Annotated in this window: 29 protein-coding genes; 17 read left to right on the top strand and 12 right to left on the bottom strand. The window is 56.0% G+C overall.

Annotated elements, in window-relative coordinates; genetic code table 11:
- The first annotated feature begins 91 nt into the window (after positions 1–91).
- The 4 genes from era (at position 92) to recO (ending at position 2,644) form a co-directional block, all read left to right on the top strand.
- Positions 92–1,000 carry a GTPase Era gene (gene era, locus Q1B21_RS19140; protein ID WP_299892215.1) on the top strand — a complete coding sequence of 303 codons (909 nt, stop codon included), beginning with the start codon at positions 92–94 and terminating at the stop codon, positions 998–1,000.
- Positions 997–1,326 carry a DUF1491 family protein gene (locus Q1B21_RS19135; RefSeq protein WP_299892212.1) on the top strand — a complete coding sequence of 110 codons (330 nt, stop codon included), beginning with the start codon at positions 997–999 and terminating at the stop codon, positions 1,324–1,326. Before era ends, Q1B21_RS19135 begins: the two co-directional genes overlap by 4 nt.
- An 11-nt stretch (positions 1,327–1,337) precedes the next feature.
- Positions 1,338–1,766 carry a hypothetical protein gene (locus Q1B21_RS19130; RefSeq protein WP_299892209.1) on the top strand — a complete coding sequence of 143 codons (429 nt, stop codon included), beginning with the start codon at positions 1,338–1,340 and terminating at the stop codon, positions 1,764–1,766.
- Between the two features lie 152 nt (positions 1,767–1,918).
- On the top strand, positions 1,919–2,644 hold the full coding sequence (gene recO, locus Q1B21_RS19125) for a DNA repair protein RecO (protein ID WP_298937081.1): 726 nt from the start codon (positions 1,919–1,921) through the stop codon (positions 2,642–2,644).
- Here the strand turns inward: recO and Q1B21_RS19120 are convergent.
- Positions 2,628–3,020, bottom strand: coding sequence for an META domain-containing protein (locus tag Q1B21_RS19120; RefSeq protein WP_299892206.1), 393 nt, complete (start codon positions 3,018–3,020; stop codon positions 2,628–2,630). The genes recO and Q1B21_RS19120 overlap by 17 nt on opposite strands.
- Before the next feature lie 265 nt (positions 3,021–3,285).
- On the opposite strand from Q1B21_RS19120, the gene Q1B21_RS19115 reads away from it, so the two are divergent.
- Entirely contained in the window at positions 3,286–4,512 is a 1,227-nt protein-coding gene (locus Q1B21_RS19115) for a hypothetical protein (RefSeq protein WP_298937079.1), read from the top strand.
- Between the two features lie 259 nt (positions 4,513–4,771).
- On the opposite strand, the gene Q1B21_RS19110 is transcribed toward Q1B21_RS19115, so the two are convergent.
- Complete coding sequence (locus Q1B21_RS19110; RefSeq protein ID WP_299892203.1) at positions 4,772–6,463, bottom strand: acyl-CoA dehydrogenase family protein; 1,692 nt, start codon at positions 6,461–6,463, stop codon at positions 4,772–4,774.
- A 144-nt stretch (positions 6,464–6,607) separates the two neighbouring features.
- On the opposite strand from Q1B21_RS19110, the gene Q1B21_RS19105 reads away from it, so the two are divergent.
- The gene (locus tag Q1B21_RS19105) at positions 6,608–7,372 is read left to right on the top strand and encodes a sulfite exporter TauE/SafE family protein (RefSeq protein WP_299892201.1); all 765 of its coding nucleotides are present in this window, start codon (positions 6,608–6,610) and stop codon (positions 7,370–7,372) included.
- A 4-nt stretch (positions 7,373–7,376) separates the two neighbouring features.
- On the opposite strand, the gene Q1B21_RS19100 is transcribed toward Q1B21_RS19105, so the two are convergent.
- The 3 genes from Q1B21_RS19100 to Q1B21_RS19090 all read right to left on the bottom strand — a co-directional run bounded on the left by Q1B21_RS19100 (position 7,377) and on the right by Q1B21_RS19090 (position 10,209).
- The gene (locus tag Q1B21_RS19100; RefSeq protein WP_299083477.1) at positions 7,377–7,919 is read right to left on the bottom strand and encodes a hypothetical protein; all 543 of its coding nucleotides are present in this window, start codon (positions 7,917–7,919) and stop codon (positions 7,377–7,379) included.
- A gap of 33 nt (positions 7,920–7,952) precedes the next feature.
- Positions 7,953–8,195, bottom strand: a complete 243-nt coding sequence (locus Q1B21_RS19095) for a hypothetical protein (RefSeq protein ID WP_298937075.1) — start codon at positions 8,193–8,195, stop codon at positions 7,953–7,955.
- Between the two features lie 415 nt (positions 8,196–8,610).
- A complete protein-coding gene (locus Q1B21_RS19090; RefSeq protein ID WP_299892196.1) occupies positions 8,611–10,209 on the bottom strand; it encodes a phosphoenolpyruvate carboxykinase in 1,599 nt (532 codons plus the stop codon).
- Positions 10,210–10,259: 50 nt separating this feature from the next.
- Between Q1B21_RS19090 and Q1B21_RS19085 the strand changes: the two genes are divergently transcribed.
- The 8 genes from Q1B21_RS19085 to Q1B21_RS19050 are packed head-to-tail and all read left to right on the top strand — an operon-like array spanning position 10,260 to position 15,979.
- A complete protein-coding gene (locus tag Q1B21_RS19085; RefSeq protein WP_299083471.1) occupies positions 10,260–10,535 on the top strand; it encodes a hypothetical protein in 276 nt (91 codons plus the stop codon).
- 21 nt (positions 10,536–10,556) lie between these two features.
- The gene (locus tag Q1B21_RS19080; RefSeq protein ID WP_298937072.1) at positions 10,557–11,261 is read left to right on the top strand and encodes a response regulator transcription factor; all 705 of its coding nucleotides are present in this window, start codon (positions 10,557–10,559) and stop codon (positions 11,259–11,261) included.
- Positions 11,262–11,293: 32 nt separating this feature from the next.
- Positions 11,294–13,012 (top strand): sensor histidine kinase, encoded by a 1,719-nt coding sequence (locus tag Q1B21_RS19075; RefSeq protein WP_299083468.1) that lies wholly within the window; start codon positions 11,294–11,296, stop codon positions 13,010–13,012.
- Positions 13,013–13,016: 4 nt separating this feature from the next.
- Positions 13,017–13,487 carry a serine kinase gene (locus Q1B21_RS19070; protein ID WP_299892191.1) on the top strand — a complete coding sequence of 157 codons (471 nt, stop codon included), beginning with the start codon at positions 13,017–13,019 and terminating at the stop codon, positions 13,485–13,487.
- Complete coding sequence (rapZ, locus tag Q1B21_RS19065; protein WP_298937069.1) at positions 13,484–14,365, top strand: RNase adapter RapZ; 882 nt, start codon at positions 13,484–13,486, stop codon at positions 14,363–14,365. Before Q1B21_RS19070 ends, rapZ begins: the two co-directional genes overlap by 4 nt.
- On the top strand, positions 14,362–14,754 hold the full coding sequence (locus Q1B21_RS19060) for a PTS fructose transporter subunit IIA (protein WP_298937068.1): 393 nt from the start codon (positions 14,362–14,364) through the stop codon (positions 14,752–14,754). Before rapZ ends, Q1B21_RS19060 begins: the two co-directional genes overlap by 4 nt.
- A 16-nt stretch (positions 14,755–14,770) precedes the next feature.
- Positions 14,771–15,040 carry an HPr family phosphocarrier protein gene (locus Q1B21_RS19055; protein WP_298937067.1) on the top strand — a complete coding sequence of 90 codons (270 nt, stop codon included), beginning with the start codon at positions 14,771–14,773 and terminating at the stop codon, positions 15,038–15,040.
- Positions 15,041–15,079: 39 nt separating this feature from the next.
- Positions 15,080–15,979: a lysophospholipid acyltransferase family protein gene (locus tag Q1B21_RS19050; protein ID WP_299083462.1), complete on the top strand. Its 900-nt coding sequence runs from the start codon at positions 15,080–15,082 to the stop codon at positions 15,977–15,979.
- Positions 15,980–16,030: 51 nt separating this feature from the next.
- Here Q1B21_RS19050 and Q1B21_RS19045 read toward each other — a convergent pair whose 3' ends face one another.
- Positions 16,031–16,906, bottom strand: a complete 876-nt coding sequence (locus Q1B21_RS19045; RefSeq protein WP_298937065.1) for a 3-hydroxybutyryl-CoA dehydrogenase — start codon at positions 16,904–16,906, stop codon at positions 16,031–16,033.
- A gap of 163 nt (positions 16,907–17,069) precedes the next feature.
- Between Q1B21_RS19045 and Q1B21_RS19040 the strand changes: the two genes are divergently transcribed.
- A complete protein-coding gene (locus Q1B21_RS19040) occupies positions 17,070–17,879 on the top strand; it encodes a DUF6473 family protein (protein ID WP_299083459.1) in 810 nt (269 codons plus the stop codon).
- Between the two features lie 50 nt (positions 17,880–17,929).
- On the opposite strand, the gene Q1B21_RS19035 is transcribed toward Q1B21_RS19040, so the two are convergent.
- The 6 genes from Q1B21_RS19035 to Q1B21_RS19010 all read right to left on the bottom strand — a co-directional run bounded on the left by Q1B21_RS19035 (position 17,930) and on the right by Q1B21_RS19010 (position 22,202).
- A complete protein-coding gene (locus Q1B21_RS19035) occupies positions 17,930–18,859 on the bottom strand; it encodes an electron transfer flavoprotein subunit alpha/FixB family protein (protein WP_298937063.1) in 930 nt (309 codons plus the stop codon).
- Positions 18,859–19,617, bottom strand: a complete 759-nt coding sequence (locus tag Q1B21_RS19030; protein WP_299892184.1) for an electron transfer flavoprotein subunit beta/FixA family protein — start codon at positions 19,615–19,617, stop codon at positions 18,859–18,861. The genes Q1B21_RS19035 and Q1B21_RS19030 overlap by 1 nt, the downstream gene beginning before the upstream one ends.
- A gap of 200 nt (positions 19,618–19,817) precedes the next feature.
- Positions 19,818–20,390 carry a cob(I)yrinic acid a,c-diamide adenosyltransferase gene (locus Q1B21_RS19025; protein WP_298937061.1) on the bottom strand — a complete coding sequence of 191 codons (573 nt, stop codon included), beginning with the start codon at positions 20,388–20,390 and terminating at the stop codon, positions 19,818–19,820.
- 3 nt (positions 20,391–20,393) lie between these two features.
- Positions 20,394–20,594 (bottom strand): twin transmembrane helix small protein, encoded by a 201-nt coding sequence (locus Q1B21_RS19020; protein WP_298937060.1) that lies wholly within the window; start codon positions 20,592–20,594, stop codon positions 20,394–20,396.
- Positions 20,595–20,675: 81 nt separating this feature from the next.
- On the bottom strand, positions 20,676–21,503 hold the full coding sequence (locus Q1B21_RS19015; RefSeq protein WP_299892181.1) for an SDR family NAD(P)-dependent oxidoreductase: 828 nt from the start codon (positions 21,501–21,503) through the stop codon (positions 20,676–20,678).
- A gap of 69 nt (positions 21,504–21,572) precedes the next feature.
- On the bottom strand, positions 21,573–22,202 hold the full coding sequence (locus Q1B21_RS19010) for an SH3 domain-containing protein (protein WP_299892178.1): 630 nt from the start codon (positions 22,200–22,202) through the stop codon (positions 21,573–21,575).
- Between the two features lie 201 nt (positions 22,203–22,403).
- Here Q1B21_RS19010 and parC point away from each other — a divergent pair, with 201 nt between their 5' ends.
- Positions 22,404–24,752, top strand: coding sequence for a DNA topoisomerase IV subunit A (parC, locus tag Q1B21_RS19005; RefSeq protein ID WP_299892175.1), 2,349 nt, complete (start codon positions 22,404–22,406; stop codon positions 24,750–24,752).
- A gap of 97 nt (positions 24,753–24,849) precedes the next feature.
- Positions 24,850–25,440 carry a hypothetical protein gene (locus Q1B21_RS19000; RefSeq protein ID WP_299892172.1) on the top strand — a complete coding sequence of 197 codons (591 nt, stop codon included), beginning with the start codon at positions 24,850–24,852 and terminating at the stop codon, positions 25,438–25,440.
- Positions 25,441–25,633 lie beyond the last annotated feature (193 nt).

Here is a 25,633-nt window from a genome sequence, read left to right as displayed (position 1 = left end):
TGTATGCATGGCCGCAATGCGACAAATCCCTCTGGCCCGCAGCCCCTTTCTGCTATAGGGGTGCGCACTTGCAAACAGGATCGCAACACCTATGACCACACGTGCCGGATTTATCGCCCTGATCGGAGAGCCCAACGCAGGCAAATCCACCCTTTTGAACCGCATGGTCGGGGCCAAGGTCTCGATCGTGACGCATAAGGTGCAAACCACTCGTACTCGCATCCGTGGTGTTGCGATGGAGGGCGACGCGCAGCTGGTCTTCGTCGATACACCCGGCCTGTTCAAACCCCGACGCCGTCTGGACCGTGCCATGGTCGCCGCCGCGTGGGGCGGGGCCGCCGATGCCGATGTCGTCGTGCTGATGGTCGAGGCCCATCGTGGCATCACTGAAGGGGTCGAGCGCATCCTCGAAGGTCTGGAAGAGATCGGGCAGGGCCGTAAAATCGCGCTGGCGATCAACAAGATCGACAAGGTTCAATCCGAAGTGTTGTTGGCCCTGACCAGCGACCTGAATACACGCTATCCCTTTGCTGAAACTTTCATGATCTCAGCCGAAAAGGGCCATGGCGTTGATGACCTGCGCAAATGGCTGGCCTTGGAACTGCCCCAAGGCCCATGGCTGTACCCCGAGGATCAGATCGCCGACCTGCCCTTGCGCATGATCGCCGCTGAGATGACGCGCGAGAAACTGACCCTGCGCCTGCATCAGGAACTGCCCTACCAGCTGACGGTCGAAACCGAGAGCTGGGAAGAGCGCAAGGACGGTTCCGCCAAAATCGACCAGATCATATATGTCATGCGCGACGGCCACAAAGGCATCGTGCTGGGCAAAAAGGGCGAGACGATCAAGGCGGTCAGCCAAGCGGCGCGGGCGGAACTGGAAGAGTTCCTCGACCGTAAAATCCACCTGTTCCTGCAGGTCAAAGTCCGGCCCAACTGGCTGGAGGAATCCGAGCGCTATTCGGAAATGGGTCTGGACTTCAAAGACGGTAACGCATGACGCGGCTGACAGCTGATTTCTGGGTCCACGCCTATTTGGCGCGCCTGCGATTTCAGGAAATCCCGGCCTTTGTCGTGACCCATGGCGACGACACAGCGGGCGCGGTGCTGGTCAAGCTTAACACGCTGGACGGTCAGGCGATGGCGTTCCAACGCAGTTTCGACCTGATGAGCGGTGACCGCAAATGGGTCGAACTGTCCAGCGGCCCAGAGGCGGATGTAGACGCGGCCATCCAACGGCAGCGCAGCTTTGACCCCGATCTGTGGGTTGTCGAGGTCGAGGATCGGCAGGGCCGACATCTGCTCGGCGAAGAGGGGTTGCAATAGCAGTTCCTTGAATGACTGCTTCGAGCCCCATTGTGACATTTTTAAATATGACTAAGCTGCCAAAATCTTGGGGAGAAACACCAATGCACTTGGCTGTGCGACAGTCTCAAATAGAAGTTTGCAAGGCAGTTGGTGCGGAAGTCTGCGAATGCCACCTTGGCGAAAAGGTTGGGGTTTCTCAATCTGCATTGGATGGTGAAATTCCACTTAATGGCCTGCGGCACCGAGAAGAAAACGGCACAACGGGTTGGTATATTTGGGGAAGCCAGCAATTTTCAGAGGACGAAGGTTTTTTCAAACCCCTTCACACGGCGCATTTAGAAACAAAATGCACTCTTGCGTTAAAGTTCCTGTCATTGCCTCCGGGCTGGCGTTTCTTGACCGATGGCATTTATGAGGATGTTTGGTTCGATGCTGAGTTGCTTGCGAGAGATCAATAGTAGTAAATTGTCCACTTAGATGTCTTTGTTCCGAACCATTGCGCTTGCCCGGAGGCACAACTCTTGTCGCTCACGATGCTTAACCATTGCAGAATGCGGTTCGTCACGATCTTCTGCTAGAGTACTGACCCAACCACCCACAGGATCCCAACTTGGACTGGCGCGATCACGGCATCCTTCTGACCTCTCGCCGCCACGGCGAAACAGCTGCGATTATTGAGGTCTTTACCGAAGGCCACGGTCGCCATGCCGGTGTTGTGCGCGGGGGGACCAGTCGCAAGATTGCACCGATCCTGCAGCCCGGTGCGCAGTTGGATGTGCTTTGGCGCGCGCGGCTTGAGGAACATATTGGCACGTTTCAGGTGGAGCCGCTCAGGTCTCGCGCTGCGGCGGCGTTTTCGGGACGGTTGGCGCTGGCGGGGCTGAATGCAGTGGTGGCGCTGTTGGCGTTTTGCCTACCCGAACGTGAACCGCACCCTGCGATCTACAAAAAGACCGAACAGCTGATGGACCTTCTGGGTCAGGATGAGATCTGGCCACTGGCCTACTTGCGTTGGGAGCTGGCGCTGCTGGAAGAGCTGGGGTTTGGTCTGGATCTGCAGACATGCGCAGTGACCGGAGTGACCGACGGGTTGATCTATGTCTCACCCAAATCCGGTCGCGCCGTTAGTATGCAGGGGGCCGGGGAATGGGCGGACAAGCTGCTTGCGCTGCCGCCGTGTCTGCGCGGCGAAGGCGACGCCCCGGATGCCGAGATTATCGAAGCGTTACAGACGACCGGCTATTTCCTGACACATCGCGTCGCAACCTCGCTGGGCAATAACCCATTGCCCGAGGCGCGCGCCCGCTTTGTGGATCAGCTTACTCGACGGCTCTGAACACCATTTCGTGCCCATCCTCATTGCGCAGGATCATCACGTCGCCTGACACTTCGGACTGGGTCATCGCCATCAACGCAGCAAAATAGAACCCTTCAGCCTCAAGCCCGGCACAGGCGGCGCGAGTGGCGGTTAGATCCTGCAGTTCGAACCAGGGATAAGGTGCGTTCAACGTCGCGCTGTACGTGTTGCATGGCGCGTTCCCTTTGATCCGGCCCTCTTCTGGAAACCGTATCAGCGCGGTTGCGTCATAAGGCACGCCATCGATTTCCTGCAGCGCCCATGTTTGATCTGCGGCCCCATACGCAGCGACGCTTTCATCCCGGTCGCATTGCGCGAATCCCAGAAAAGGCAGCAAAAAGGCAAAGCGCAGCATCGTGATAAACCTTGCGGATCAGACATAATGGGTGATTGCGTTTAGGCCTGCTTATCGCGCCAGGTCAAGGCATAGGTCGAAACAACGAACCGTGACGCGGCCCATAGTTGACGTAAGGTCGCAAATCGACATAGTGAACCGGCATTACAACCGGCTTTTTCTCTGAGTTGATTTACCCCAATTGGGGTAGCTTATATTTAGTATCTACGCAGAAATGCGTTTTTTATGAGTGGAGATTGTTTTGTCCCTAACGCAGAGTGATGACGTGAGCAAAACTGGCCAGACCCGACCTATCGTCAAGGCCCTCATGATCCTGATCTACGTGGTCTTTTTGGCCCTGCTGATCGAACTGTTGTCTTATGTCGCTGTTGTCCATGTCTTTGACAACGCGCTGGGCGGCCGGGCAGAACGGCATCTCTATTCCTCGATCCGGGGGCATGAACTGAACCCCGATTATCGCCGCGACTTTGACACGGGTGGAGAACGGATTCACTCGGATCAGGGGTTTCGACGGGATACTTCCGTCGCGCTGCCCAAGCCGCAGGACACTTACCGCATTTTCCTTATGGGCGGGTCGACCGCTTATGCGATTGGATCGCAGGGCAGCGTGTACCCTGAGCATCCAACCCTAACAAATCAGGAAACGGTTTCGCATTTCCTGGAACAGGATCTGCGCGCGCAGCTGCAAGATGAGATGCCCGGCGTAAACATCGAAGTGATCAACGCCGGCGTGGCGGCTTATCACAGTTTTCAACACGTTTTGTATTTCTATGAAACGCTGTACGAATACGAGCCGGACATGATCGTGTTTCTGGACGGGCACAATGACTTCTACAATGTCGGGGTTAAGAACCCAATCCAGAGCTATGGGTATTCATCGGCCCGCATGGTTGATGCCCTGAACGAACGAAAGCCGTTCTTTGCGACATATGCGTTCTTACGGGCACCAGCCGAGTACTCCTATACGTTCAAACTGGTCTCGAAACTGACGCAGGGCCTTTATGATCGTTACGAAGCGCCGCGCTATAACGTCTCAGGAGACGCTGCTGCTTTGGAACGGGATTTTCCGGCTGAAGTGGCCGAGGCCGCCCAGATCGGCTTTTTACGTAACTACAAGTTGATGGACGCCTTCAGCGACTACCATGGATTCTGTTACCACGTGTTTCTTCAGCCCGAAGTCGTGTTCGAAAATACCGATCACCTGAGCCCGGCGGATCGCGAGATTGCCCAGATTACGCGGGACAAATACGTGCCGGGCCGGGAAGAGATCATGATACGCTCCCGCCCGGAATTTCCGGCCCTGTTCGAACAAGCAGGTATCCCGTTCACAGATGTTGCGCAAATCGCGGGTCCCGCACATCAGGACAAGTCGCTATACGTAGACTACACCCATCTGACGCCCGAGGGGTCAAAACTGGTGGCCGATAGGATGCTGCCGGTGGTGGTCGAGGCGATCGCCGAATGTGGTAATGCGGTCGAGATCGGTCAGTAAGACACCGGAGTTTACCCGCGATTGTTGCGTTTACGGGCGGGTCGTTCACAGGCGGGTAGCGTCTTGTTTAGCCCTTCGCCTTTGAACGCCCACGTTTTGCATGCGCAGCATAACCTGAGTTGCGCAGCAGGCATTTCGGAACCGACCCGAAAAAAAGTTTTACAACACGAAAGATGCACAGTTCGGCGCATGTACAATTCAAGAAAAAGACCCGGCACGTGGCCGGGTCCAGTCGGGGAAACAAGGATACCGTTTCAGATCAGCTCAGCAAACGTCGTGCGATGACCTGAGCCTGAATTTCGGCAGCGCCTTCGAAAATGTTCAGGATGCGCGCGTCACATAAAACGCGGCTGATTTTGTATTCCAGTGCAAATCCATTGCCACCGTGAATCTGCAACCCATTGTCCGCTGCGGCCCATGCGACGCGTGCCCCCAGAAGTTTGGCCATCCCGGCCTCAAGGTCACAGCGGTGCCCGTTATCTTTTTCCCAGGCCGAGAAATAGGTCAACTGTCGTGCGATCATGATTTCCACCGCCATCATCGCCAGCTTGCCCGACACACGCGGGAAGTTGATCAGCGACTTACCAAACTGCTTGCGGTCTTCTGCGTATTGCATGGCGATATCCAACGCGCTTTGCGCCACGCCAATGGCGCGGGCGGCCGTTTGGATGCGGGCGGATTCAAAGGTTTCCATCAATTGCTTGAAACCTTTGCCCTCTTCGCCGCCCAGCAGGTTCTCGCCTTTGACTTTGAAGCCATCAAAACCCAGCTCGTATTCCTTCATGCCGCGATAGCCTAGTACTTCGATTTCACCGCCGGTCATGCCGGGGGTCGGGAAGGGGTCTTCGTTGCTTCCGGGTGTCTTTTCGGCAAGAAACATCGATAGTCCACGATGGTCCGCGCTGTCCGGATTGGTCCGCGCCAGCAGCGTCATTACATGGGTGCGGGCGGCATGGGTGATCCAGGTCTTGTTGCCGGTGATCTGGTAATCGCCATTCTCGTCCTTGACGGCGCGGGTGCGCAAGCTGCCAAGGTCAGATCCCGTATTGGGTTCGGTAAACACTGCTGTGGGCAGGATTTCCGCGCTGGCCAGTTTCGGAAGCCAGCTTTCCTTTTGTTCGTCTGTGCCGCCCGCAATGATCAGTTCCGCTGCGATCTCGGACCGGGTGCCCAGCGAACCTACGCCGATGTAGCCGCGCGACAATTCTTCGGACACAACACACATCGAGGCTTTGGACAGGCCAAAGCCGCCGAATTCTTCAGGGATGGTCAGACCGAACACACCCATCTCGGCCAGTTCTTCGATGACTTCAATTGGGATCAACTCGTCCTTCAGGTGCCAATCATGTGCATAGGGTTCAACCTTTTCAACGGCATAGCGTCGGAACTGATCCCGGATCATCTCAAGTTCTTCATCCAAACCGGACGCGCCGAACATGGTGGCACCGGATTGGTCCTGCATCAGTTCGACCAAACGGGTGCGTGCAGCCTGAGAGTTGGCCTGCGCCATCAAGCTCTGTACCTCGGTACACTGGAAGCCCGACAGGGCGTCCCAGCCAAGCCCCAGATCCTGTAGACGGACAACTTCGCCCTGGTTCATCGGAATGCCGCCGGCAACTTGGTGCAAATACTCACCAAACGCTATCTGATGAAGCAATTGCTCAGTCTCGCCGAACTTGCCGTCGGCTTCCAAAGCCTCGGCCCAGCGTTGCATCTGAGTTAGCGATTGAGCGTAGGTGGCCAGCCAGGCAAGCCCATGCGCGGCTGTCTGGTTGGCCTCAATCAACGCGCCAGACACACGGCCATCAGCGGTGACCATGTCACGCACAGAATTGCGAGCCTGTTCAAACACGGCTTCGACCGCAGGCGCGGCGGCCCGTGTCAAATCCAGCAGATTAGGCAAAATCGCTGCTGTCGTCATCTGGGTCATATCCTGTCCGTCATGGGCCATGAATCACGTCCTTTTCTGGGTCGTCTGGTCATATCATGCTGCACGTGCAGCGCAACAAAAATACGAATTACGCCGCGAAAAAGTTCAAAAGTTGCTTGGTCGTTTTTGCGCTGCAGAAATTCACCGGAATGCTATCTAGGGGCCATGACATTGTTTTCCATACTCTCTCCGCTGGACCTGGCGCTGTCTTTGGTGGTCGCTTTTGCCGCGGGTTGGATCAAAGGCATAGTAGGGTTCGCCATGCCAATGGTCATGATATCCGGGCTCAGCATGTTTCTGCCTCCGGAACTGGCTCTGGCAGGATTGATCCTACCAACACTGATCACCAACGGTTTTCAGGCGCTGCGCGAAGGCACGAAAGCTGCCTACGTGTCTATCCGGCGGTTCCGCGTCTTTCTGATCGTTGGACTGATTTTCCTACTGGGCGGAGCGCAACTGGTTGCACTGGTACCTGCGTCCACATTTCTGCTGATGATTGGCGTCCCGGTTTCGATCTTTGCGATGATTCAAGTCCTTGGCCTTAAGCTGACGCTGCGCGCAACTTCAGCAAGGATCGAAGCGATCATCGGCGCCGTGGCAGGTTTTGTCGGAGGCATGTCTGGCGTTTGGGGGCCTCCAACCGTTGCTTACCTGACGGCCCTGGGTACCCCCAAACTGGAACAAATGCGTACGCAGGGCGTTATCTATGGGTTGGGTTCTATCGCTTTGGCGATCGCGCATCTGGGATCTGGGGTGTTGCGTGTAGAAACAGCACCCTTCTCTGCCGTACTTGTTGCACCGGCATTGGTAGGTATGTGGGTGGGTCTGCGGCTGCAGGATCGGATCGATCAGGCCGTTTTTCGGAAGGCCACCTTGATTGTTTTGCTTGTCGCAGGCCTAAACCTATTGCGGCGGGGCCTGATGGGATAGCGCGCTAGGCGCGACGATCTGCAAAGCGGAATGCGAAATACACACCCAGCATCAGGAAGAACAGCCCCGAGATATCTCCGATCAGAAAGGCGACGTATTCGGCGGTCGCACTGCCAAACGCCAGATTGGTCAGTCCTGACATAAGTATCGACGTTATGACCCCGACACCCATAATGCAGGACCAACAAGGCTGCCGGTCCGAGCGTGGAAACAAGTCCCATCCGATCCATTTCAGCAGATAAAAGATGGTCGGAGCTGTTGTGACAGCAATAGCAATTGCCATCAGGCGACTTGGTAGAAAGACATCTGATCCGCCCAGATACGCAAACACCAAGAATACCCCGGGCAATAGCGCGAAGATTGCTCGCCATCCCAATAACCATGCCGTCAGAACCCTGACGCCGTGAGGCAGAAACAGCAGGCTGGCGCGACTTGGATACTCGGGAAAGAAGACGTTCTGAAGCGGCATCAGAACCTCGAACGTGAGGATCGACACGACAACATACGCCAACGACGCGAAAAAGGTTTCAGAGGCCCACTTGCGCACGGGGATCAGCCGCCGTTGCGCCGGGGCACAACATCACTGGGGGGCATTTACGACGTAGCGCCCCCGGTTCGCGCTGCCGCTTTGAGACAGATACCCCTGTTCGACCAGCGATTTCAAAGCGCGAAAGAAAGTCGGCCGTGAGACGCTTTGTACCAGCGTGTGTTCGATCAGACCAAACGTGCGCACTTCCTGGTCAGCTTTCGACAGTTCTTCCGCTGCGTAGTAAATATCACGCTCAACCGGAGAGAGTTTTTCCAGACCGAGCGTACGCTCCATGCTCTGCATCAGTTTACGTAGTTCTGTGAGTTTCGAGATTTCTGACATATACATAACCGTTGTTTTAGTGTCTTGAATCGCACCCCATGCGACCATGTGAAACGTGCTGAACCGGCAAATGCTCAGCTAATCTCATATTGACACTTATCCCCATCCTATTAGACTAGTCTTCTGATTAGGTTGCTCAAACCGCCGTTGTGAGTGAATGCGCATGAGCTGCCCAAAGGTATTTTCAGTTTTGGCCCGGTGCAATTGCGCCGGGCTTTTTAGTTGCAATGACTAAAAGAAATACCTGAAGGGATCGTTCACGACAACGAATTTGTACACGCAAATGCGATTAAACAACTTTAAGGAGATCGCATAAGCTCGGCGCGCGCAGCAGCGAAAAAGGGGCGTCAGCGCCCCTTTTTTTATTCTAACCGATTGCGACGGCTTTGATGTCCTCGTCAATAAACGGGACATATTGTTCGAAATTCTCCGCAAACATCTGAACCAGCTTCTCGGCTTGTTTGTCGAACGCGGCCTGATCATCCCAGGTGCGACGTGGGTCTAGCAGAACTTCGGGGACACCGGGAACCGAAACAGGAACGTCAAATCCAAAATTCGCATCCTTACGGAATTCGGCATCGCGTAGCGATCCCTCCAGCGCGGCAGTCAGCAAAGCGCGGGTCGCTTTGATGGGCATCCGGCTGCCAACACCATAGGCACCACCGGTCCAACCGGTATTGACCAGCCAACAGGTCGCGCCGTGCTGAGCGATTTTGTCGCGCAGCAGGTTACCGTAGGCCTCGGGGCGGCGCGGCATGAAGGGCGCGCCAAAGCAGGTTGAGAAGGTTGGCTGCGGTTCTGTCACACCACGCTCGGTGCCCGCGACCTTCGAGGTAAAGCCTGACAGGAAGTGATACATCGCCTGCGCCGGGGTCAGCCGCGCAATCGGAGGCAATACGCCAAAAGCGTCGCAGGTTAGCATGATGATGTTCTTGGGATGACCACCCAATGCACTGCTGGAGGCGTTCGAGATGTACTCCAGCGGATACGCACAGCGCATGTTCGCAGTCAGCGAGTCGTCATCGAAATCCAATTCCTTGGTTTCGGGATCGAACACCATGTTTTCGATTACCGTACCGAATTTGGATGTGGTCGCGTAGATCTCAGGCTCTGCCTCGGCATTCAGGTTGATGGTCTTGGCATAGCAGCCACCTTCAAAGTTGAACGTACCGCGATCCGACCAGCCATGTTCGTCATCCCCAATCAAAGTGCGTGCCGGGTCGGCAGACAGTGTGGTCTTGCCTGTGCCGGACAGGCCAAAGAACACGGCCGTATCGACCGGGTTGCCAACCGCGTGATTGGCTGAGCAATGCATCGGCATCACGCCCTTTTCGGGCAGCATGTAGTTCAGCAGGGTGAATACGGATTTCTTGTTCTCGCCCGCATATTCGGTTCCGCCAATCAGGATCAACTTGCGATCGAAGTTCATCGCAATCACCGTTTCGCTGCGGCAACCATGCTTTTTTGGGTCGGCCTGAAAGCTTGGGCAGTTGATGACGGTGAAATCTGCTGTGAAATCGTCCAGATCTTCGCGATCCGGGCGGCGTAGCAGGTGACGAATAAACAGATTGTGCCAGGCCAGTTCTGTGACCATCCGCACGTTTATTGAATAAGCCGGATCGGCCCCGCCAACGAGATCCTGCACAAAATAGTCACGACCCTTCATATGCTCGACCATGTCGGCATAGAGCGCGTCGAACCCTTCCGGGGTCATCGCGGCGTTGTTTTCCCACCAGATGCTGTCTGCAACGCTGTCGGTTTTGACCACATGCTTGTCTTTGGGGGATCGACCAGTGAATTTGCCGGTCGAAACCAGAAAAGCTCCGCCATTGCCGAGCGACCCCTCGCCGCGCTTCAGAGCTTGTTCGATTAGCGCCGGTTCCATGAAGTTGTAATAGACATTGCCCAGACCCTCGATGCCCTGATCCTCGAGGCGGAATTGCGGGTTAACCCGTCCAGATGTCATGCGTTTCTTCTCCTGTGGCGGCGCGGCGGCGATTTGGGCCGACCGCGCTCTTGGGGCAGTTTGCCGGGGAAAACCGGCGGATAGGCGCGTCTTATCACGGTCTTTTGGGGCATGAACAGGACGGTTTGGCGCAGTTAGCGCAACCAAGTACAGGTTTAGCGCCATCAAGAATTTCCTGCCGGAGAACCGGGCGTATTTTTGCGGGAAGCAAGGCAATTTTGCCGCATCCCTGCCGCAACAAAGGCACGATTCGCAGTTACGGATTGATTCGCTGGCGCAAAATCGCCAACAATACCTTACAAATAGTCGAATTATTGCGTGAGTGAGCAGGAATAGGGGCGAACCCGATGTCAAAGATTGCACTGGTGGACGACGATAGAAACATTCTGACGTCCGTTTCCATGACGCTTGAAGCCGAAGGTTTCGAGGTCGAAACGTATAATGACGGACAAGCGGCGTTGGATGCGTTCAACAAGAAGCTGCCGGACATGGCCGTTCTCGATATCAAAATGCCGCGCATGGATGGTATGGACCTGTTGCAGCGTCTGCGTCAGAAAACGCAGATGCCAGTGATCTTTCTGACCTCGAAAGATGATGAGATCGACGAGGTTCTGGGTCTGCGCATGGGCGCGGATGACTATGTCAAAAAGCCGTTCTCACAACGTCTGTTGGTCGAGCGCATTCGCGCCCTTCTGCGTCGGCAGGAAGCCACAAGCGGAGATGCCGCGGTGGCCACGACCGGCGATACCAAGGTGATGGAGCGCGGCGAACTGCGGATGGACCCACTGCGTCATGCGGTCAGTTGGAAAGGCGCAGATGTGTCTTTGACCGTCACCGAGTTCCTTTTGCTGCAAGCGCTTGCGCAGCGTCCGGGCTTTGTCAAAAGCCGTGACCAATTGATGGATGTCGCGTATGATGATCAGGTCTATGTGGATGACCGTACTATCGACAGCCACATCAAACGCCTGCGCAAGAAGATGCGCGCTGCTGACTCAGAGTTTTCGGCGATCGAAACTCTGTACGGCATCGGGTACAGATACAACGAAGAATAGGCGCGGCCGCCTGCAAGAGGTATTGGGGTCCCGTGCGCGACACCGAACAAGCCAGAGAACCACGCGACGGTGACGTCGTTCTGGGGGATGACTGGGTTATCCCGCAAGACCCCGAGTCGGCAGAGCTTCGTGAGAAACGATCTCGCAGGAACTTGTTTTCCCTGCGCGGCTCTCCCTTGGCTCGCAAAATTATCACCTTTAACCTGATTGCTCTCGTAATCCTGGTGACGGGGTTGCTGTATCTGGACGATTCCCGAAAGGAACAAGTCCAGCAAACGGCGCGCAACTTGATCGGTGATGCGCAGCTGGTCAGCAACGTTTTTGAAACTCAGATGCGCCAGGGCGCGCTTCAAAGTCAACAAAATGCCGGAGATTTGGATGTCAAAGACACCCTTGCTGGCCTGAGCTTGCCTGAAGGTGGCGAAGTCTTCGTCTATGATGCCGATGGTACCCTGATTGGCTGGACGCGTGGCGCGCCGCCGGCATCAGAAATGCCGGTTCTGCTGCGCTCAGATTCTGACGTGCAAACTGGTAGTACCGTAATCAGCGATGGGTTGAACGCTGTCTGGACTGGGATATCACAGATTTTCAACTGGTCTTCGACCGGAGAGGCACCAACCCTGGCACAACGTGTTCAGACCATAGTCCCTCAGGCATTGTTGGGCCAAAATCAGGTGCAGGCTGTGCAGGACGATGCGGGCGATACGGTGATCGTTGCCGCTGCCCCCATCCTGTACGAAGGTATTCCTGCGGGCGCCGTCGCCATTTCCGGCCCTGCTGGAGAGATCGATGCACTGGCCCGGCGGGAACAAGAACGCATTCTGCAGATGTTTGTTGTCGCCTTGCTTGTGTCCGTAGGCCTCAGCCTGGTTCTTGCCTCGACGATCGCCAACCCTTTGGCAGATCTGGCCTCTGCTGCCGAGATGGGCAAAGACCGGGGTACCGGTGTTAATCCGGGCCGTATCCGGATCCCGGATCTTAGTGGTAGGCCCGATGAAATTGGCCGCCTCAGCCGCGCTCTGCGTGGCATGGTGACCGCGCTTTACAATCGCATTGATGCAAATGAGCAGTTTGCAGCTGATGTGGCGCATGAAATCAAGAACCCGCTTGCGAGCTTGCAATCTGCCGTCGGCACGATGCGTATGGTCAAGCGCGACGATCAGCGTGAAAAGCTGCTGGGCGTGATTGAACATGATGTACGCCGGCTGGATCGACTGGTGAGTGATATCTCTAACGCGTCACGTCTGGATGCCGAGTTGGTCAAGGAAGAAGAACAACCCTTTGACCTACTCAAACTGCTTGGCAACATCGGTCAGTATCTGGGAGAGGATGCCCGGTCCCAGGGAATTGACTATATCACTGACCTGCCGTCCGAGCCGATTGTTGTTCAAGGGCTTGAAGCGCGTTTGGCTCAGGTCTTTGTCAATCTGATCACCAATGCGATTTCCTTCTGCGAGGAAAGCGATGCCATCCGGGTTTGGGTGCGCCAGCGCGACAACCGTGTTCTGGTCGTGGTTGAAGATACCGGCCCTGGTATCCCCGAACAGGCTTTGACCAAAGTGTTCAAGCGGTTCTACTCGGAACGGCCGGAAGAGCATTTCGGAAACAACTCGGGGCTGGGACTGGCGATTTCGAAACAGATTGTCGAGGCGCATGGAGGTGTGATCTGGGCCGAAAACATCCGACCGACCGAGGCTGATATCACTTCGGATCCGCTGGGTGCTCGCTTTGTGGTGGGGTTGCCAGTCTAAGCTCATGAAAACCAGTAGCTTGTCAGACGCGATGAACCAGGACAGTGCCCGCGTTCATGCAAGCTGTGTCGCTGTTGCAGGTCGGGGGCTTCTTATTGTCGGGGTCCCGGGGACAGGAAAATCCGCTTTGACGCTGCAAATGATGGCCTTTGGGGCAGAGTTTATTGCAGACGACCGGGTTGATCTGCGTTTGGAGCGGGGAAAGGTCACAGCAATGACCGTGCAGAACATCAGCGGTTTGGTTGAAGCGCGCGGAATCGGGCTTTTACACGCTAGCTCCGCCGGATCAGCTACGGTTCATTATGTCGTCGATCTGGATCAAACCGAAGATGCGCGCCTGCCAGAGCCGATCACCATCCAGTTACTGGGGCAAACTGTGCCATTGCTTCGCGGCGCTGGTGTCCCCAATTTGCCCGCAGCTCTGATCCAATTGTTGAAAATGGGACGCGTTGACCCGGAATGGCCGAGTAAATGATATCGCAAAGTCAGATCGTGTTGGTGACCGGCCCATCCGGAGCAGGCCGTTCAACTGCAATTCACGTGTTGGAAGACCTTGGGTTCGAGGCAATTGACAACCTGCCCATGGGCTTGTTGTCCCGCTTGTTGGATGGAGCAGAAAGCGACCGTCCCATGGCGCTGGGGATCGATGCGCGCAATCGTGATTTCTCGACAGTGGGGTTCATAGAACTCGCGGAAAAGCTGGGTCGCATGAAGCAATACGACCTGACGGTGCTGTATCTGGATTGCAGTGACGACGTCCTGCTGCGTCGCTTCTCGGAAACCCGCAGGCGGCACCCTGTGTCCAAAGACGCGGGTCCGGAAACCGGCGTGCGAACCGAAAAGGAGCTGCTGACGCCTATTCGCGAAATTGCGGATACGTTGATCGACACCACAGCCTTGAATGTCCACCAATTGCGGGACGAGGTCGAGCGATGGTTCGCCCCAAAGGGTGGCCGTCATTTGGCGATATCCGTTGAATCCTTTTCGTATAAACGCGGCCTTCCACGCAGTCTTGATATGGTTTTCGACTGCCGGTTCTTGGCAAATCCTTATTGGCGTCCCGAATTACGTGCGGCGGACGGTCGAAACCCGGATGTGGCGCACTATGTGCAGTCCGATACAAACTATGAACCGTTTTTTGACCGTGTCGTAGATTTGGTGACGCTCTTGTTGCCTGCCTTTCGTGCGGAAGGTAAGGCGCATCTGTCAGTGGCGTTCGGTTGTACTGGCGGTCAACACCGATCTGTTGCTATGGCCGAAGCGGTTGCGAAAGCTCTTGCAGAAGGGGGGCAGCAGGTGGCAGTTAGACACCGCGAGATGGAACGTCGATCGTTGAATGTGAGGCCGGGTTGATCGGGATTGTGATCGTAGCGCATGGGGGGCTGGCTCAGGAGTATTTGGCCGCCATGCAACATGTGGTCGGGCCTCAGCCAGGCCTTTTGGCAATTGCGATCGAAGCAGATCACGACCGCGATGAAAAACAGGCTGAAATCAGCCGCGCGGCCGATCAGGTGGATATAGGCGACGGTGTCGTCATCGTAACCGATCTTTTTGGTGGCAGCCCGTCGAACCTCAGCTTGCGGGCCTGTGCCCCACAGGATCGTCGGATCCTTTACGGTGCAAACCTGCCAATGTTGATCAAATTGGCCAAAAGCCGCCACCTTCCTGTCGCCGAAGCCGTTCGGCAGGCGATGGAGGCTGGACGGAAATACATCAATGCGCAAAATGTGACATTGGACTAGTACCGGATTCACTGAAATGACCAACCGAAGCTTGAAAATTGTAAACGAAAAAGGCCTGCACGCGCGTGCCTCGGCCAAGTTGGTCGAAGTGGTCGAGGGTTTTGACGCGCATGCTGAGGTGTCGAAAGGTGGACTTTCTGCATCCGGCGACAGCATCATGGGCCTTTTGATGTTGGCAGCATCGCGCGGAACCACTATTGACGTCGAGACGTCCGGACCGGATGCTGAGGCATTGGCGGAAGCTCTGGAGACCCTCGTGAGCGACAAGTTCGGAGAGGGGTTCTAAGCCGCCCCGTTGGGACAGGAAGAACGGGAAGACCAGGAATTGGCGGAAACAACGCACGAGACCAAGACAAGCCCGGTGGTGGATGGGACCGCAGATCAGGGTGAGATCTACGATCGTAGGACTCTGACCTATGCGAACTCGTTCGACGATGTCTGGACTTCAACAGCCATTCGGGCCATCGAGTGGTGCACCGGCAAGCTGACCATTCTGCGAATGGTCAATAAGTTCGAGAAGAAGAACGAATACTATCGGGGCCAAAGGTTCTGGGGCGGTGCGCTTAAGATCATGGGCATCGACCTGACCACGCCGCAGGAACAAATTGCCCGCATCCCGAAGGCAGGACCTGTTGTTGTTGTAGCCAATCACCCGCATGGGATGGTCGACGGAATGATCCTGGCGGAACTGATCGGACAGGTTCGCAACGATTACCGAATTTTGACCCGTTCGGTTCTGACCGGGCTGGACGAAGCCGCAACGTCATTCATGATCCCGGTCCCGTTTCCACATGACCCTGAAGCGCAGGCAAAGATGCTGGAAATGCGCAGCAAGGCGATGGAACACCTGAAACAGGGGGGCGTTGTGGCGCTGTTCCCGTCTGGGGTGGTGATGTCTTCGGAAGACTGGTTTGGCCCGGCGATCGAGCAGGAATGGAATGTCTTTACGGCCAAGATGATACGACGATCCGGCGCGCAGGTGGTTCCGATTTTCTTCCCCGGCAGAAACTCGCGCTGGTATCAGATCGCAAACCGCGTGTCCCCCATCCTGAGACAGGGCCTGTTGCTGCACGAAATCGTGCGCTCGTGCAACAAGCCGCAATCACCCGTCATCGGAGAGCCTGTTTCGGACAGCGACATGGAGTTGCTGGAGCGCGATCCTCGCGGCTTTATGACATGGCTCAGGCAGCACACTTTGTCTCTGGGCAAATCGCTTAAGCCCTAACCCCCACCTCAGTCTTGATGCAAATGCCGCGCTGACGGTGTTTCCTTTATGCTAGCGCGTCGGAACAGGATGCTCGCCGCGATAGTCGTAGAACCCTCGTTCGGTCTTGCGTCCAAGCCACCCTGCTTCGACATACTTGGTCAAAAGCGGGCACGGTCGATATTTGGTATCCGCCAGACCTTCGTGCAGGACGTTCATGATCGCCAGACAGGTGTCCAGGCCAATGAAGTCAGCCAGCTCCAGTGGCCCCATAGGATGATTTGCGCCGAGTTTCATCGACTGATCGATCGACTGCACGTTTCCGACGCCTTCATAAAGCGTGTAGACCGCTTCGTTGATCATCGGCATCAAGATACGGTTTACGATGAAGGCGGGAAAGTCTTCGGCACTTGCGGCCGTTTTGCCAAGTCGATCCACAACGGTTTTGCAGGCTTTAAACGTCTCTTCATCTGTCGCAATACCGCGGATCAGCTCGACCAGTTGCATGACGGGGACGGGGTTCATGAAATGAAATCCCATGAAACGCTCGGGTCGGTCTGTGCGGCTGGCAAGGCGTGTGATTGAAATAGACGAGGTATTCGACGTCAAAATCGTATGTGGCAGGAGATGCGGCTGGATATCTTCGAATATCGCCTGCTTGATTGCCTCACGTTCGGTGGCCGCCTCGATCACCAGATCGGTTTGACCCAGTTGTGGCAGCTCTAGCGTTGTGTTGATCCGCTTTAGGGCCGCTTGCATGGCGTCGTCAGAGATCTTGCCGCGCGACGCCTGACGCGCCAGATTGCCCTCGATCGTGGCAATGGCGCTGTCCAGCGCGTCCTGGCTGACATCGTTCAGCAGAACGTCGTATTCCGCCAGCGCCAAGACATGGGCGATCCCGTTGCCCATTTGGCCTGCGCCAATCACTCCGACCGATTTCACTTCCATGTTCAGCTGCCTTTGCCCTGCGCGTTACGGCGACACTATCGGCAGATCGGGGCAGGCGGCAAGGGCATCAGGCCTGCGGAATTTGCTTCAAATGCGCACATTAGGAATTTCTCAATACCTGAGACAGCAATATGGCAACCGGGTGAATATTTGGGTGAGCGATATGAGCTATCATCAGGCGGGTCCTTGCGGGCACGAAGATGCAGTGTGTCAATACGCTGGATCAAAGCGTTGGTTCCGGGGTCCGGCGTCTGCGCTGGCCAAGCCATATGTGGCATGCGTGGGCGGGGATGAAACCTTCGGGCGTTTTGTGGAAACCCCGTTCCCAGCCGTGCTGGAGGCGAGACTTGGCGAGACATGTGCGAACTTTGGCAGTCTGTTTTGCGGGGTCGAGGCGATGTCGCGGGATCAGGGGTTGTTGGATCTGATCAACCGGTCTCAGCTTTGTGTGCTGCAAGCGCCTTGCGTTTCTTATCAATCGAACCGGTTTTATCGTGTTCATTCCCGTCGAAACGATCGATTTCTTGAACCGATGCAGGATCTGGTAGACCTGTACCCTGAGGAGGACTTCACCGAAGTCCATTTTGTGCGCCACCTGTTAGGCAAGCTGCACGCGAAATCAGACGCTCGGTTTGATTTAATAGCACAGGAGTTGCGCGCGGGATGGGTTCGGAACCTTCAGTCGCTGCTGGGGCGCATCGTACCTCCCGTCGCGCTGCTGTGCCTGCGGGTCCAGCGTGATCACGCGCACGAACAAGAAATGATACCGGTGGAGGACGCAATGATAGATCAGCTCAGACCTAAATGTGCTGGTGTCGTCCAGCGATCTGTTTGCGTGTCAGGAGAGTCGGATGAGCTTGAAGATATGCTGTTCGGCACGTTGCAAGTGCCGATGGCAGCGCACATGATCGGTCCTTCTGCCCATAGGGCGATTGCCGATGCGGTGCTGCCAGTGTTGCTGGATCTGAATTGAAAAAGGCCCGCCAATTGGCGGGCCCTTCAAATTCAGTTTGACGCTTTGGCTTAGCCGAGCTTTTCTGTCAGCTCTGGCACGGCCTGGAACAGGTCTGCAACCAGTCCGAAATCGGCAACCTGGAAGATCGGTGCTTCTTCGTCTTTGTTGATCGCGACGATAACTTTCGAGTCCTTCATACCAGCAAGGTGCTGGATTGCGCCCGAGATGCCGACGGCGACATACAGGTCAGGGGCGACCACTTTACCGGTCTGACCCACCTGCCAGTCGTTCGGCGCATAGCCCGAGTCGACCGCCGCGCGTGAGGCACCAACAGCGGCGCCAAGCTTGTCGGCCAGCGTTTCGATCAGTTTGAAGTCATCTTCCGAGCCGACACCACGACCGCCCGAGACAACCACGCCAGCCGAGGTCAGTTCGGGGCGGTCGCTTTCAGCAACCTTATCCTCGACCCATTCGGAAAGTCCGGGGTTGTCGCCAACCGAGATGGTCTCAACCGCAGCCGAGCCACCTTCGCCAGCAGCGTCAAAGCTTGCGGTCCGGATGGTGATGACTTTCTTTGCGTCGTTTGACTTCACGGTCTGGATTGCGTTGCCCGCATAGATCGGACGCTCGAAAGTCGAGCCGTCAACCACGCCGGAGGCATCCGAGACGATCATCACGTCCAGCAACGCGGCAACGCGAGGCATGACGTTTTTGGCATCGGTGGTGGCAGGGGCGACGATGTGTTCATAACCGTCAGCCAGACCTACGATCAGCGCTGCGGTTGATTCCGCCAAGCGGTGGCCCAGCGACGCATCTTCGGCCACCAGAACCTTGGACACGCCATCGATCTTGGCAGCGGCCTCGCCGGCTGCGGACGCGGAACCGCCTGCGGCCAGTACAGTCACATCGCCCAATGCCTGTGCGGCGTTGACGGCCTTGGCGGTGGCGTCCATCGCCAGTTCGCCATTGTTAACCTCTGCGAGAAGAAGAACAGCCATTACACAGCCCCCGCTTCTTTGAGTTTCCCGACCAGCTCATCGACCGAGCCCACGATGATACCTGCGGCGCGTGCCGGCGGTTCTTCGGTCTTGACGACTTCCAGACGCGGCATGACATCGACGCCGTAATCGGCAGCGGTTTTCTCATCCAGCGGCTTTTTCTTCGCCTTCATGATGTTCGGCAGCGACGCATAGCGCGGCTCGTTCAGACGCAGGTCAACCGTTACGATGGTTGGCATCTTGACGCTGATGGTCTGCAGGCCGCCGTCAACTTCACGGGTGATCTTGGCGCTGTCGCCTTCGATGTCCAGCTCGGACGCGAAGGTGCCTTGCGACCAACCCAGCAGGGCCGACAGCATCTGACCGGTGGCGTTCATGTCGTTGTCGATCGCCTGCTTGCCCGCCAGAACGATGCCCGGCTGCTCTTCCTCGACCACTTTGGCGAGGATTTTGGCAACGGCCAACGGCTCGATATCCTGATGGACGTCGTCAGCGGCAATCACCAGAATGGCGCGGTCTGCGCCCATGGCCAGCGCCGTGCGCAGCGTTTCCTGCGATTGCTTTACGCCGATCGAAACAGCAACAACCTCGTCGGCCTTGCCCGCTTCTTTCAGTCGGATCGCTTCTTCAACTGCAATCTCGTCGAATGGGTTCATCGACATTTTGACATTGGCGAGATCAACACCGCTACCGTCCGCTTTGACGCGAACCTTCACATTATAGTCAATCACGCGTTTGACAGGCACGAGTACCTTCATTTTAGCGCTTTCTCCTCAAAAAACGGTAAGCCGCGGAGCGACTCCACCAATGCTCTCGCCGGTCTCAATAGCGTTTCTGCAGCGTTCACAACAGAGCAAAATCGTCACGTCATAGCTTTGAGACGTCGCGTTTTGTGGTTTTTGACACCGGGTCATTTCAATCGATTGGGCAATCATGTCCTTTGAGCGCAATACCTGCGTCAGCGGTTTGCTCCGGGCACCCACAAGACATCTGCGGTCCCGTTTTCATTGGCGCACCGTGCGGCCACAAAGAACCAGTCACTCAGGCGGTTGAGGTATTTGACCGCCACTGGATTGACCGGCTCCATATTAGACAATTCCACAACCAACCGTTCGGCCCGACGTGATACAGTTCGGCACACATGCAAATGGGCGGCTAGGCGCGAGCCGCCCGGCAAAATGAAGCTGCGGAGTGGTTCTAGCACTTCGTTCATGACGTCGATTTCAGATTCCAGCCGGTCGATCTGTGCCGGAGCGATGCGGAGCGGCGGATAGTCAGCCTCTGCATCCTTGTCCATGTCAGGACGGCACAGATCCGCGCCAAGGTCGAACAGGTCGTTTTGTATAAGTGAGAGCGCTGCTTCGACATCTCCGTCTGCTTCGGAACGCGCCACGCCGACAAAGGCGTTCAGCTCATCCACAGTGCCGTAACCGGCGACACGACCGGAATACTTTGCAACCCGCTCACCGTTACCCAGAGCTGTTTTGCCGTCATCGCCGGTTCGCGTGTAAATCTTGTTCAGAACGACCATTTGCTAGCCCCCTTGTCCGCGCAGATAGACGAAGAGCATGATCAGAACTACGGCAATGAATTGAAAGAGGATACGTAGCCGCATCATCTTGTTGCTTTTCTTTGCGGCTTCCATCCCGCTTTTGCCGAAATTCGCTATGCCCATGGTCAACACGACAACAACCGCTGCCATGGCCAGAAGCAAAACGACCATCAATAGGTCCATAACAAGTCACCGTCCGCGTTTTTTGTTACATTGCGCCTCATCTAGCGTCACGCCGTCAAAAAGCGAACCGGTAAAATCGTCTCAGACGTCCGAAAGGATACGGTCGATGGCTTTGGTGGGCAGGATTCGGCGTAAGTACCCGGCGATATAGGTCGGGGTTGTTACGTAGTAGCGGGATTTAGGATTTCGCGCTTCGACGGCATGGGCCAGCTTGTCGGTGACGGCCGCAGCAGGGAGTTCAAACCTGTCCGGACCCGAGTCTTTATACAAACGATTGAGCAACGAGGTTTCGTATTTTGCCTTCAGGGCCGAGTTTTCCCAATCGATGAACTTTTCGAACAGTGGAATTGCCTTTTCCCGAAGCTTCGACGTGATCGGACCAGGTTCGATTAGGACAACCTTGATGCCGGTGTCGCGCAGTTCCAGCCGCATGGTATCGGTCAGGCCTTCTATAGCGTATTTGGTGGCGACATAGGCACCTCGCCAGGGAAAGGCCACCAACCCCAGAACCGATGAGCACTGCACGATGCGCCCACATCCCTGTGCCCGCATGACGGGAATGACCTGACGTGTCAGTTCGTGCCAACCAAAGACATTGGATTCAAAAATATACCTTAGCCCCTCGGTCGGCACGTCCTCGACTGCGCCGGGCAATCCATGTGCTCCGTTGTTGAAGAGAGCGTCCAAAGATCCCCCCGTCGCAGCGAGAACTTCTGAAAAACCTGAGGAAATACTGTCGGCGTCCGTGTAGTCGATTCTGGGGCTTTCGAACCCTTGGGCCCGCAGCCGATCACAGTCGCGCTGCTGGCGACAGGACGCAAACACACGCCAACCTCGTGCACGCATGCCGTGTGCTGCGTCAAGACCGATACCAGACGAGCAGCCAGTAATTAGAATCGATTTCTGCATGTTTTCCCCGAGCGTCATCCTTGCCAAAAGCTATGGCGAGGTTTGGCGCAGGGCAATGACACCCAGACGTTAGTTCGCGGTTTTTCTGATGAGTGAGGCGGAAATCCATCCAACCTGTTGCCCGGGCAACACGCGAAGCCGCAACCAGCCAGTGCCCGATTCACCAAGAACCTCGACCTGCTGGCCGATTCTGGCTTTGCCGATGATTGGATAAATTGTTCCCGGCCCGTCGCGCATGTTCACGCGTGTCCCCGAAACCTCGCGGATGTCTTTTGTCACCTCGACCAGTTCCGGCAATGCAGGCGTTTGGGGGTCGGCATCCGTTGCGACCTGCTGCATTGCACTCACGCCCTCCTCCAAAGACGCCAGCGTCAGAGTGACATTCTCATCGTTGAACAAGGAAGGATTGGCTTTCAAACCTGCAGCGACCTGTGAGAGCAAAGCCTTGGTCTCGGTCTCGTTTAAAGCAGGTTCAGGTTCGAGAAGCGGAGGGATTATGTCGGTCGTTTTCAATGCGGTCCGTGTCACCAACTCATCAACAGGCGCTGCAACGACTTTTTTCGGAGCCGCTTTGGACACTGATGCAACCCGAGCAGGTTGGGCTGTGCGTATTCCGCGTGGTTCAAAATCGGGACCACCGCTCATCACGTAAAAGGTCCAGCCAAGCATGGCAAAGGTAACAAGTATAAGGCGCGTCATGTCGCTCCCCCAGAGGCAATCGTAACATCAAAAAAAAGCAGCAATTCAATTGATGAAATCTTACCATATTTTGATAGCCGAGTCGAAAAACCGGGGAAATCTGGAACTTGCCTCCCCCTGTTGCAAAAAGCGCGACTTGTCCCCAGCAAAATGTGCGCTGCTTGCTTTACCCAGGCGGCCTAGCGTCGTATCACATCATCTATGAATGACACGATCGACGACCCCAACATGGAGGCCCCCGACAATGGGGGTGAGGTGGCTGAACCGCTGCGCCGAGCAATTGGCGAACGGTATCTGACCTATGCGCTGTCCACGATTATGCACCGCGCGTTGCCCGATGCACGGGATGGCCTGAAACCGGTTCACCGGCGAATCCTCTATGCGATGCGCGAATTGCGACTCAGCGCGGCAGGTGGATTCCGCAAATCAGCCAAAATTTCGGGCGATGTGATGGGTAACTATCACCCGCACGGGGACGCGGCGATCTACGATGCCATGGCACGTCTTGCGCAGGATTTTAACGTTCGCTACCCACTGGTCGATGGGCAAGGGAACTTCGGCAATATCGACGGCGATAATCCGGCGGCCTCGCGCTATACCGAAGCACGGATGACCATCGTGGCCGAGGCCTTGCTTGAGGGTCTGAACGAGGATGCCGTCGATTTTCGCGATAACTATGACGGCACGCTGACCGAACCGGTTGTTTTGCCCGCGCAATTCCCGAACCTGCTGGCCAATGGCTCCAGCGGAATTGCGGTTGGCATGGCCACTAATATCCCGCCACACAATATTGCCGAACTGTGTGACGCTTGTCTGCATCTGATCAAAGTGCCCGATGCCCGTGACGATACTTTGCTGAACTATGTTCCCGGTCCGGATTTCCCGACTGGCGGTATCATCGTCGAACCACCCGAAAACATCGCACAAGCTTATCGCACCGGGCGCGGTTCGTTCCGCCTGCGTTGTAAGTATGAGGTCGAAGATCTTGGTCGTGGTCAGTGGCAGATCATCGTCACCGAGATCCCTTATCAGGTTCAGAAGTCCAAGCTGATCGAAAAGATCGCGGAACTGATCCAGACCAAGAAAATTCCGATCCTCGCCGACGTCCGCGACGAATCCGCTGATGACATTCGTCTGATCATTGAACCGCGTTCCAAGAACGTCGATCCCGAGGTGCTGATGGGCATGCTCTATCGCAACTCGGATCTAGAGGTGCGGTTCAGCCTGAACATGAACGTGTTGATCGACGGCGTAACGCCGAAGGTCTGCTCGATGAAAGAGGTGCTGCGCGCCTTCCTTGATCACCGGCAAGAAGTATTGCTGCGTCGGTCCCGTCACCGGATGGCCAAGATCGATCATCGGCTGGAAGTGTTGGAAGGCTTTATCGTCGCCTTCCTGAATCTGGACCGTGTGATCGATATCATCCGTTACGACGACGACCCCAAAGACGCGTTGATGCGTGAGAACTGGGGTATCGACCACGTCCGTGCCACCAACGAGGCCGACTATGTTTCTCCCGCGCTGGGCGAGGGGGAGTTGTCCGAGGTTCAGGTCGACGCGATTCTCAACATGCGCCTGCGCAGCCTGCGTCGTCTGGAAGAGATGGAGTTGATCCGCGAGCGCGACGCGTTGATGGAAGAACGGGCCAATCTCGAAGATCTGTTGGCCGATGACACCCTGCAATGGGCCAAGATCGCCGAGCAATTGAAAGAAACCAAAAAGACCTTCGGCAAAGACTACGAAGGCGGTGCCCGCCGCACCCGATTTGCCGAAGCGGGCGAGGTTGAAGAGGTGCCGCTTGAGGCGATGATCGATCGGGAGCCGATCACAGTTGTCTGTTCTCAGATGGGCTGGATTCGTGCCATGACGGGCCACATAGACCTGACCCGCGAGCTGAAATTCAAAGATGGCGACGGCCCGCGGTTCATATTCCACGCCGAAACGACGGACCGCCTGCTTGTGTTCGCCTCGAACGGGCGGTTCTACACTATCAGCGCCGCCAACCTGCCCGGCGGTCGGGGTATGGGCGAACCACTGCGCCTGATGGTCGATCTGCCGAATGAAGCGCAGATCATTGACATCATGATCCACAAGCCCGGGCGCAAGCTGCTGGTTGCCTCGGATGCGGGCAACGGGTTTATGGTGCCCGAGGATGACGTCCTCGCCCAGACCCGCAACGGCAAGCAGGTGCTGAATGTCAAAGACAGTGAAACAGCCATGATCTGCAAGCCCGTCGATGGTGACCATGTGGCGGTCGTTTCGGAGAACGGAAAGTTTCTGGTCTTCCCGATCGAGGATCTGCCCGAGATGACCCGCGGCAAAGGCGTACGCTTGCAAAAGTACAATATGGCACGCGGACGTCAGGGCACTCTGGAATTGGATGGCGGCCTGTCTGACCTGACAACCTTTAGCTGGGAAGATGGCCTGAAATGGTTCATGGGCGGAGACAAAACGCGGCACGAAGCGGACTTGAGCCCATGGCTGGCCAAACGTGCAAGTGTCGGGAAAAAGGCACCGTATGGGTTCCCGCGAGACTATAAATTCACCTGATCGTGTTTCAGAAGACGTGTATTTCCGCCGATACGGCTTGGCACAAACCGTATCAGTGGGCTACACCCAATAAAAACAGGCCTATCGAGAAGAGAAAATGTTACGCATTCTGACTCTGATTACCGGATTGGCCCTGATGGGCGCATGTACCCAGACGCAGGTTTATGAAGAACCTGAATCGCTGGGTGAATTCAAACTCCGCGTGAACTACGCCTTCGCCGAGAAAGCAAAACAGGGACCTGTGTCTCGCGATGCGACACCCAAAGAGTGGGAAAACGCCATCCAAAATGCGGTGGATATTCGCATGGGCCGCTATGAAGGGGCGCAGGATTATGACATCGGTATCAGCCTTGAAGGATACATGCTGGCGCCGCCTGGAATACCGATAATTTACAATCCCAAAAGCACCGCCATCGTTCTGGTGAACGTCTACGATGTGAACAAGAAAGAGTTTTTGGCTAAGGGTAAACAATTTCAGGTTCTGGAAGACACCACTGGCGGCAGCGCCTTAAAAGGGTCCGGGAATGAACGGACCAAAGAAGAACAGATGAGTGGTCTGGCGCTGAAGGTTGCAGACCGGGTCGAAGAGTGGTTGGCCGAAGAACATCTGGAAAATGGCTGGTTTGACAAGCGCCCGGACCCGATCCAGCCGCTGGATTCTGCCGAGGTCGCGCAAAATCCGGCATGAGCTGCGGCTTTTCACTCAGATGTGCTTGATTTTCCCCTGTGAACCAAATATCTCGCGCGCGCAGATGTAACTTACGGGACCACGGGTCCCCCAAATCGCAAAAGGGCGCCTGAGGAATGGCAAAGGAAAAGTTTGAGCGTAATAAGCCGCACGTCAACATTGGAACGATTGGCCACGTTGACCACGGCAAGAC

Origin of the sequence: uncultured Ruegeria sp., from assembly GCF_947504215.1 — a bacterium.
Classification (GTDB): domain Bacteria; phylum Pseudomonadota; class Alphaproteobacteria; order Rhodobacterales; family Rhodobacteraceae; genus Ruegeria.
The sequence above is the reverse complement of the archived record's forward strand: the minus strand, read 5'-3'. Positions and strand labels throughout refer to the sequence as shown.

Excerpts from the sequence above, each read along its gene's own strand:
- era (WP_299892215.1), top strand. The coding sequence starts at position 92 with ATGACCACACGTGCCGGATTTATCGCCCTGATCGGAGAGCCCAACGCA.
- Q1B21_RS19135 (WP_299892212.1), top strand. The coding sequence starts at position 997 with ATGACGCGGCTGACAGCTGATTTCTGGGTCCACGCCTATTTGGCGCGC.
- Q1B21_RS19130 (WP_299892209.1), top strand. The coding sequence starts at position 1,338 with ATGACTGCTTCGAGCCCCATTGTGACATTTTTAAATATGACTAAGCTG.
- Q1B21_RS19120 (WP_299892206.1), bottom strand. The coding sequence starts at position 3,020 with ATGCTGCGCTTTGCCTTTTTGCTGCCTTTTCTGGGATTCGCGCAATGC.
- Q1B21_RS19110 (WP_299892203.1), bottom strand. The coding sequence starts at position 6,463 with ATGGCCCATGACGGACAGGATATGACCCAGATGACGACAGCAGCGATT.
- Q1B21_RS19105 (WP_299892201.1), top strand. The coding sequence starts at position 6,608 with ATGACATTGTTTTCCATACTCTCTCCGCTGGACCTGGCGCTGTCTTTG.
- Q1B21_RS19095 (WP_298937075.1), bottom strand. The coding sequence starts at position 8,195 with ATGGAGCGTACGCTCGGTCTGGAAAAACTCTCTCCGGTTGAGCGTGAT.
- Q1B21_RS19090 (WP_299892196.1), bottom strand. The coding sequence starts at position 10,209 with ATGACATCTGGACGGGTTAACCCGCAATTCCGCCTCGAGGATCAGGGC.
- Q1B21_RS19080 (WP_298937072.1), top strand. The coding sequence starts at position 10,557 with ATGTCAAAGATTGCACTGGTGGACGACGATAGAAACATTCTGACGTCC.
- Q1B21_RS19070 (WP_299892191.1), top strand. The coding sequence starts at position 13,017 with ATGAAAACCAGTAGCTTGTCAGACGCGATGAACCAGGACAGTGCCCGC.
- rapZ (WP_298937069.1), top strand. The coding sequence starts at position 13,484 with ATGATATCGCAAAGTCAGATCGTGTTGGTGACCGGCCCATCCGGAGCA.
- Q1B21_RS19055 (WP_298937067.1), top strand. The coding sequence starts at position 14,771 with ATGACCAACCGAAGCTTGAAAATTGTAAACGAAAAAGGCCTGCACGCG.
- Q1B21_RS19045 (WP_298937065.1), bottom strand. The coding sequence starts at position 16,906 with ATGGAAGTGAAATCGGTCGGAGTGATTGGCGCAGGCCAAATGGGCAAC.
- Q1B21_RS19040 (WP_299083459.1), top strand. The coding sequence starts at position 17,070 with ATGAGCTATCATCAGGCGGGTCCTTGCGGGCACGAAGATGCAGTGTGT.
- Q1B21_RS19035 (WP_298937063.1), bottom strand. The coding sequence starts at position 18,859 with ATGGCTGTTCTTCTTCTCGCAGAGGTTAACAATGGCGAACTGGCGATG.
- Q1B21_RS19030 (WP_299892184.1), bottom strand. The coding sequence starts at position 19,617 with ATGAAGGTACTCGTGCCTGTCAAACGCGTGATTGACTATAATGTGAAG.
- Q1B21_RS19025 (WP_298937061.1), bottom strand. The coding sequence starts at position 20,390 with ATGGTCGTTCTGAACAAGATTTACACGCGAACCGGCGATGACGGCAAA.
- Q1B21_RS19020 (WP_298937060.1), bottom strand. The coding sequence starts at position 20,594 with ATGGACCTATTGATGGTCGTTTTGCTTCTGGCCATGGCAGCGGTTGTT.
- Q1B21_RS19015 (WP_299892181.1), bottom strand. The coding sequence starts at position 21,503 with ATGCAGAAATCGATTCTAATTACTGGCTGCTCGTCTGGTATCGGTCTT.
- Q1B21_RS19010 (WP_299892178.1), bottom strand. The coding sequence starts at position 22,202 with ATGACGCGCCTTATACTTGTTACCTTTGCCATGCTTGGCTGGACCTTT.
- parC (WP_299892175.1), top strand. The coding sequence starts at position 22,404 with ATGAATGACACGATCGACGACCCCAACATGGAGGCCCCCGACAATGGG.
- Q1B21_RS19000 (WP_299892172.1), top strand. The coding sequence starts at position 24,850 with ATGTTACGCATTCTGACTCTGATTACCGGATTGGCCCTGATGGGCGCA.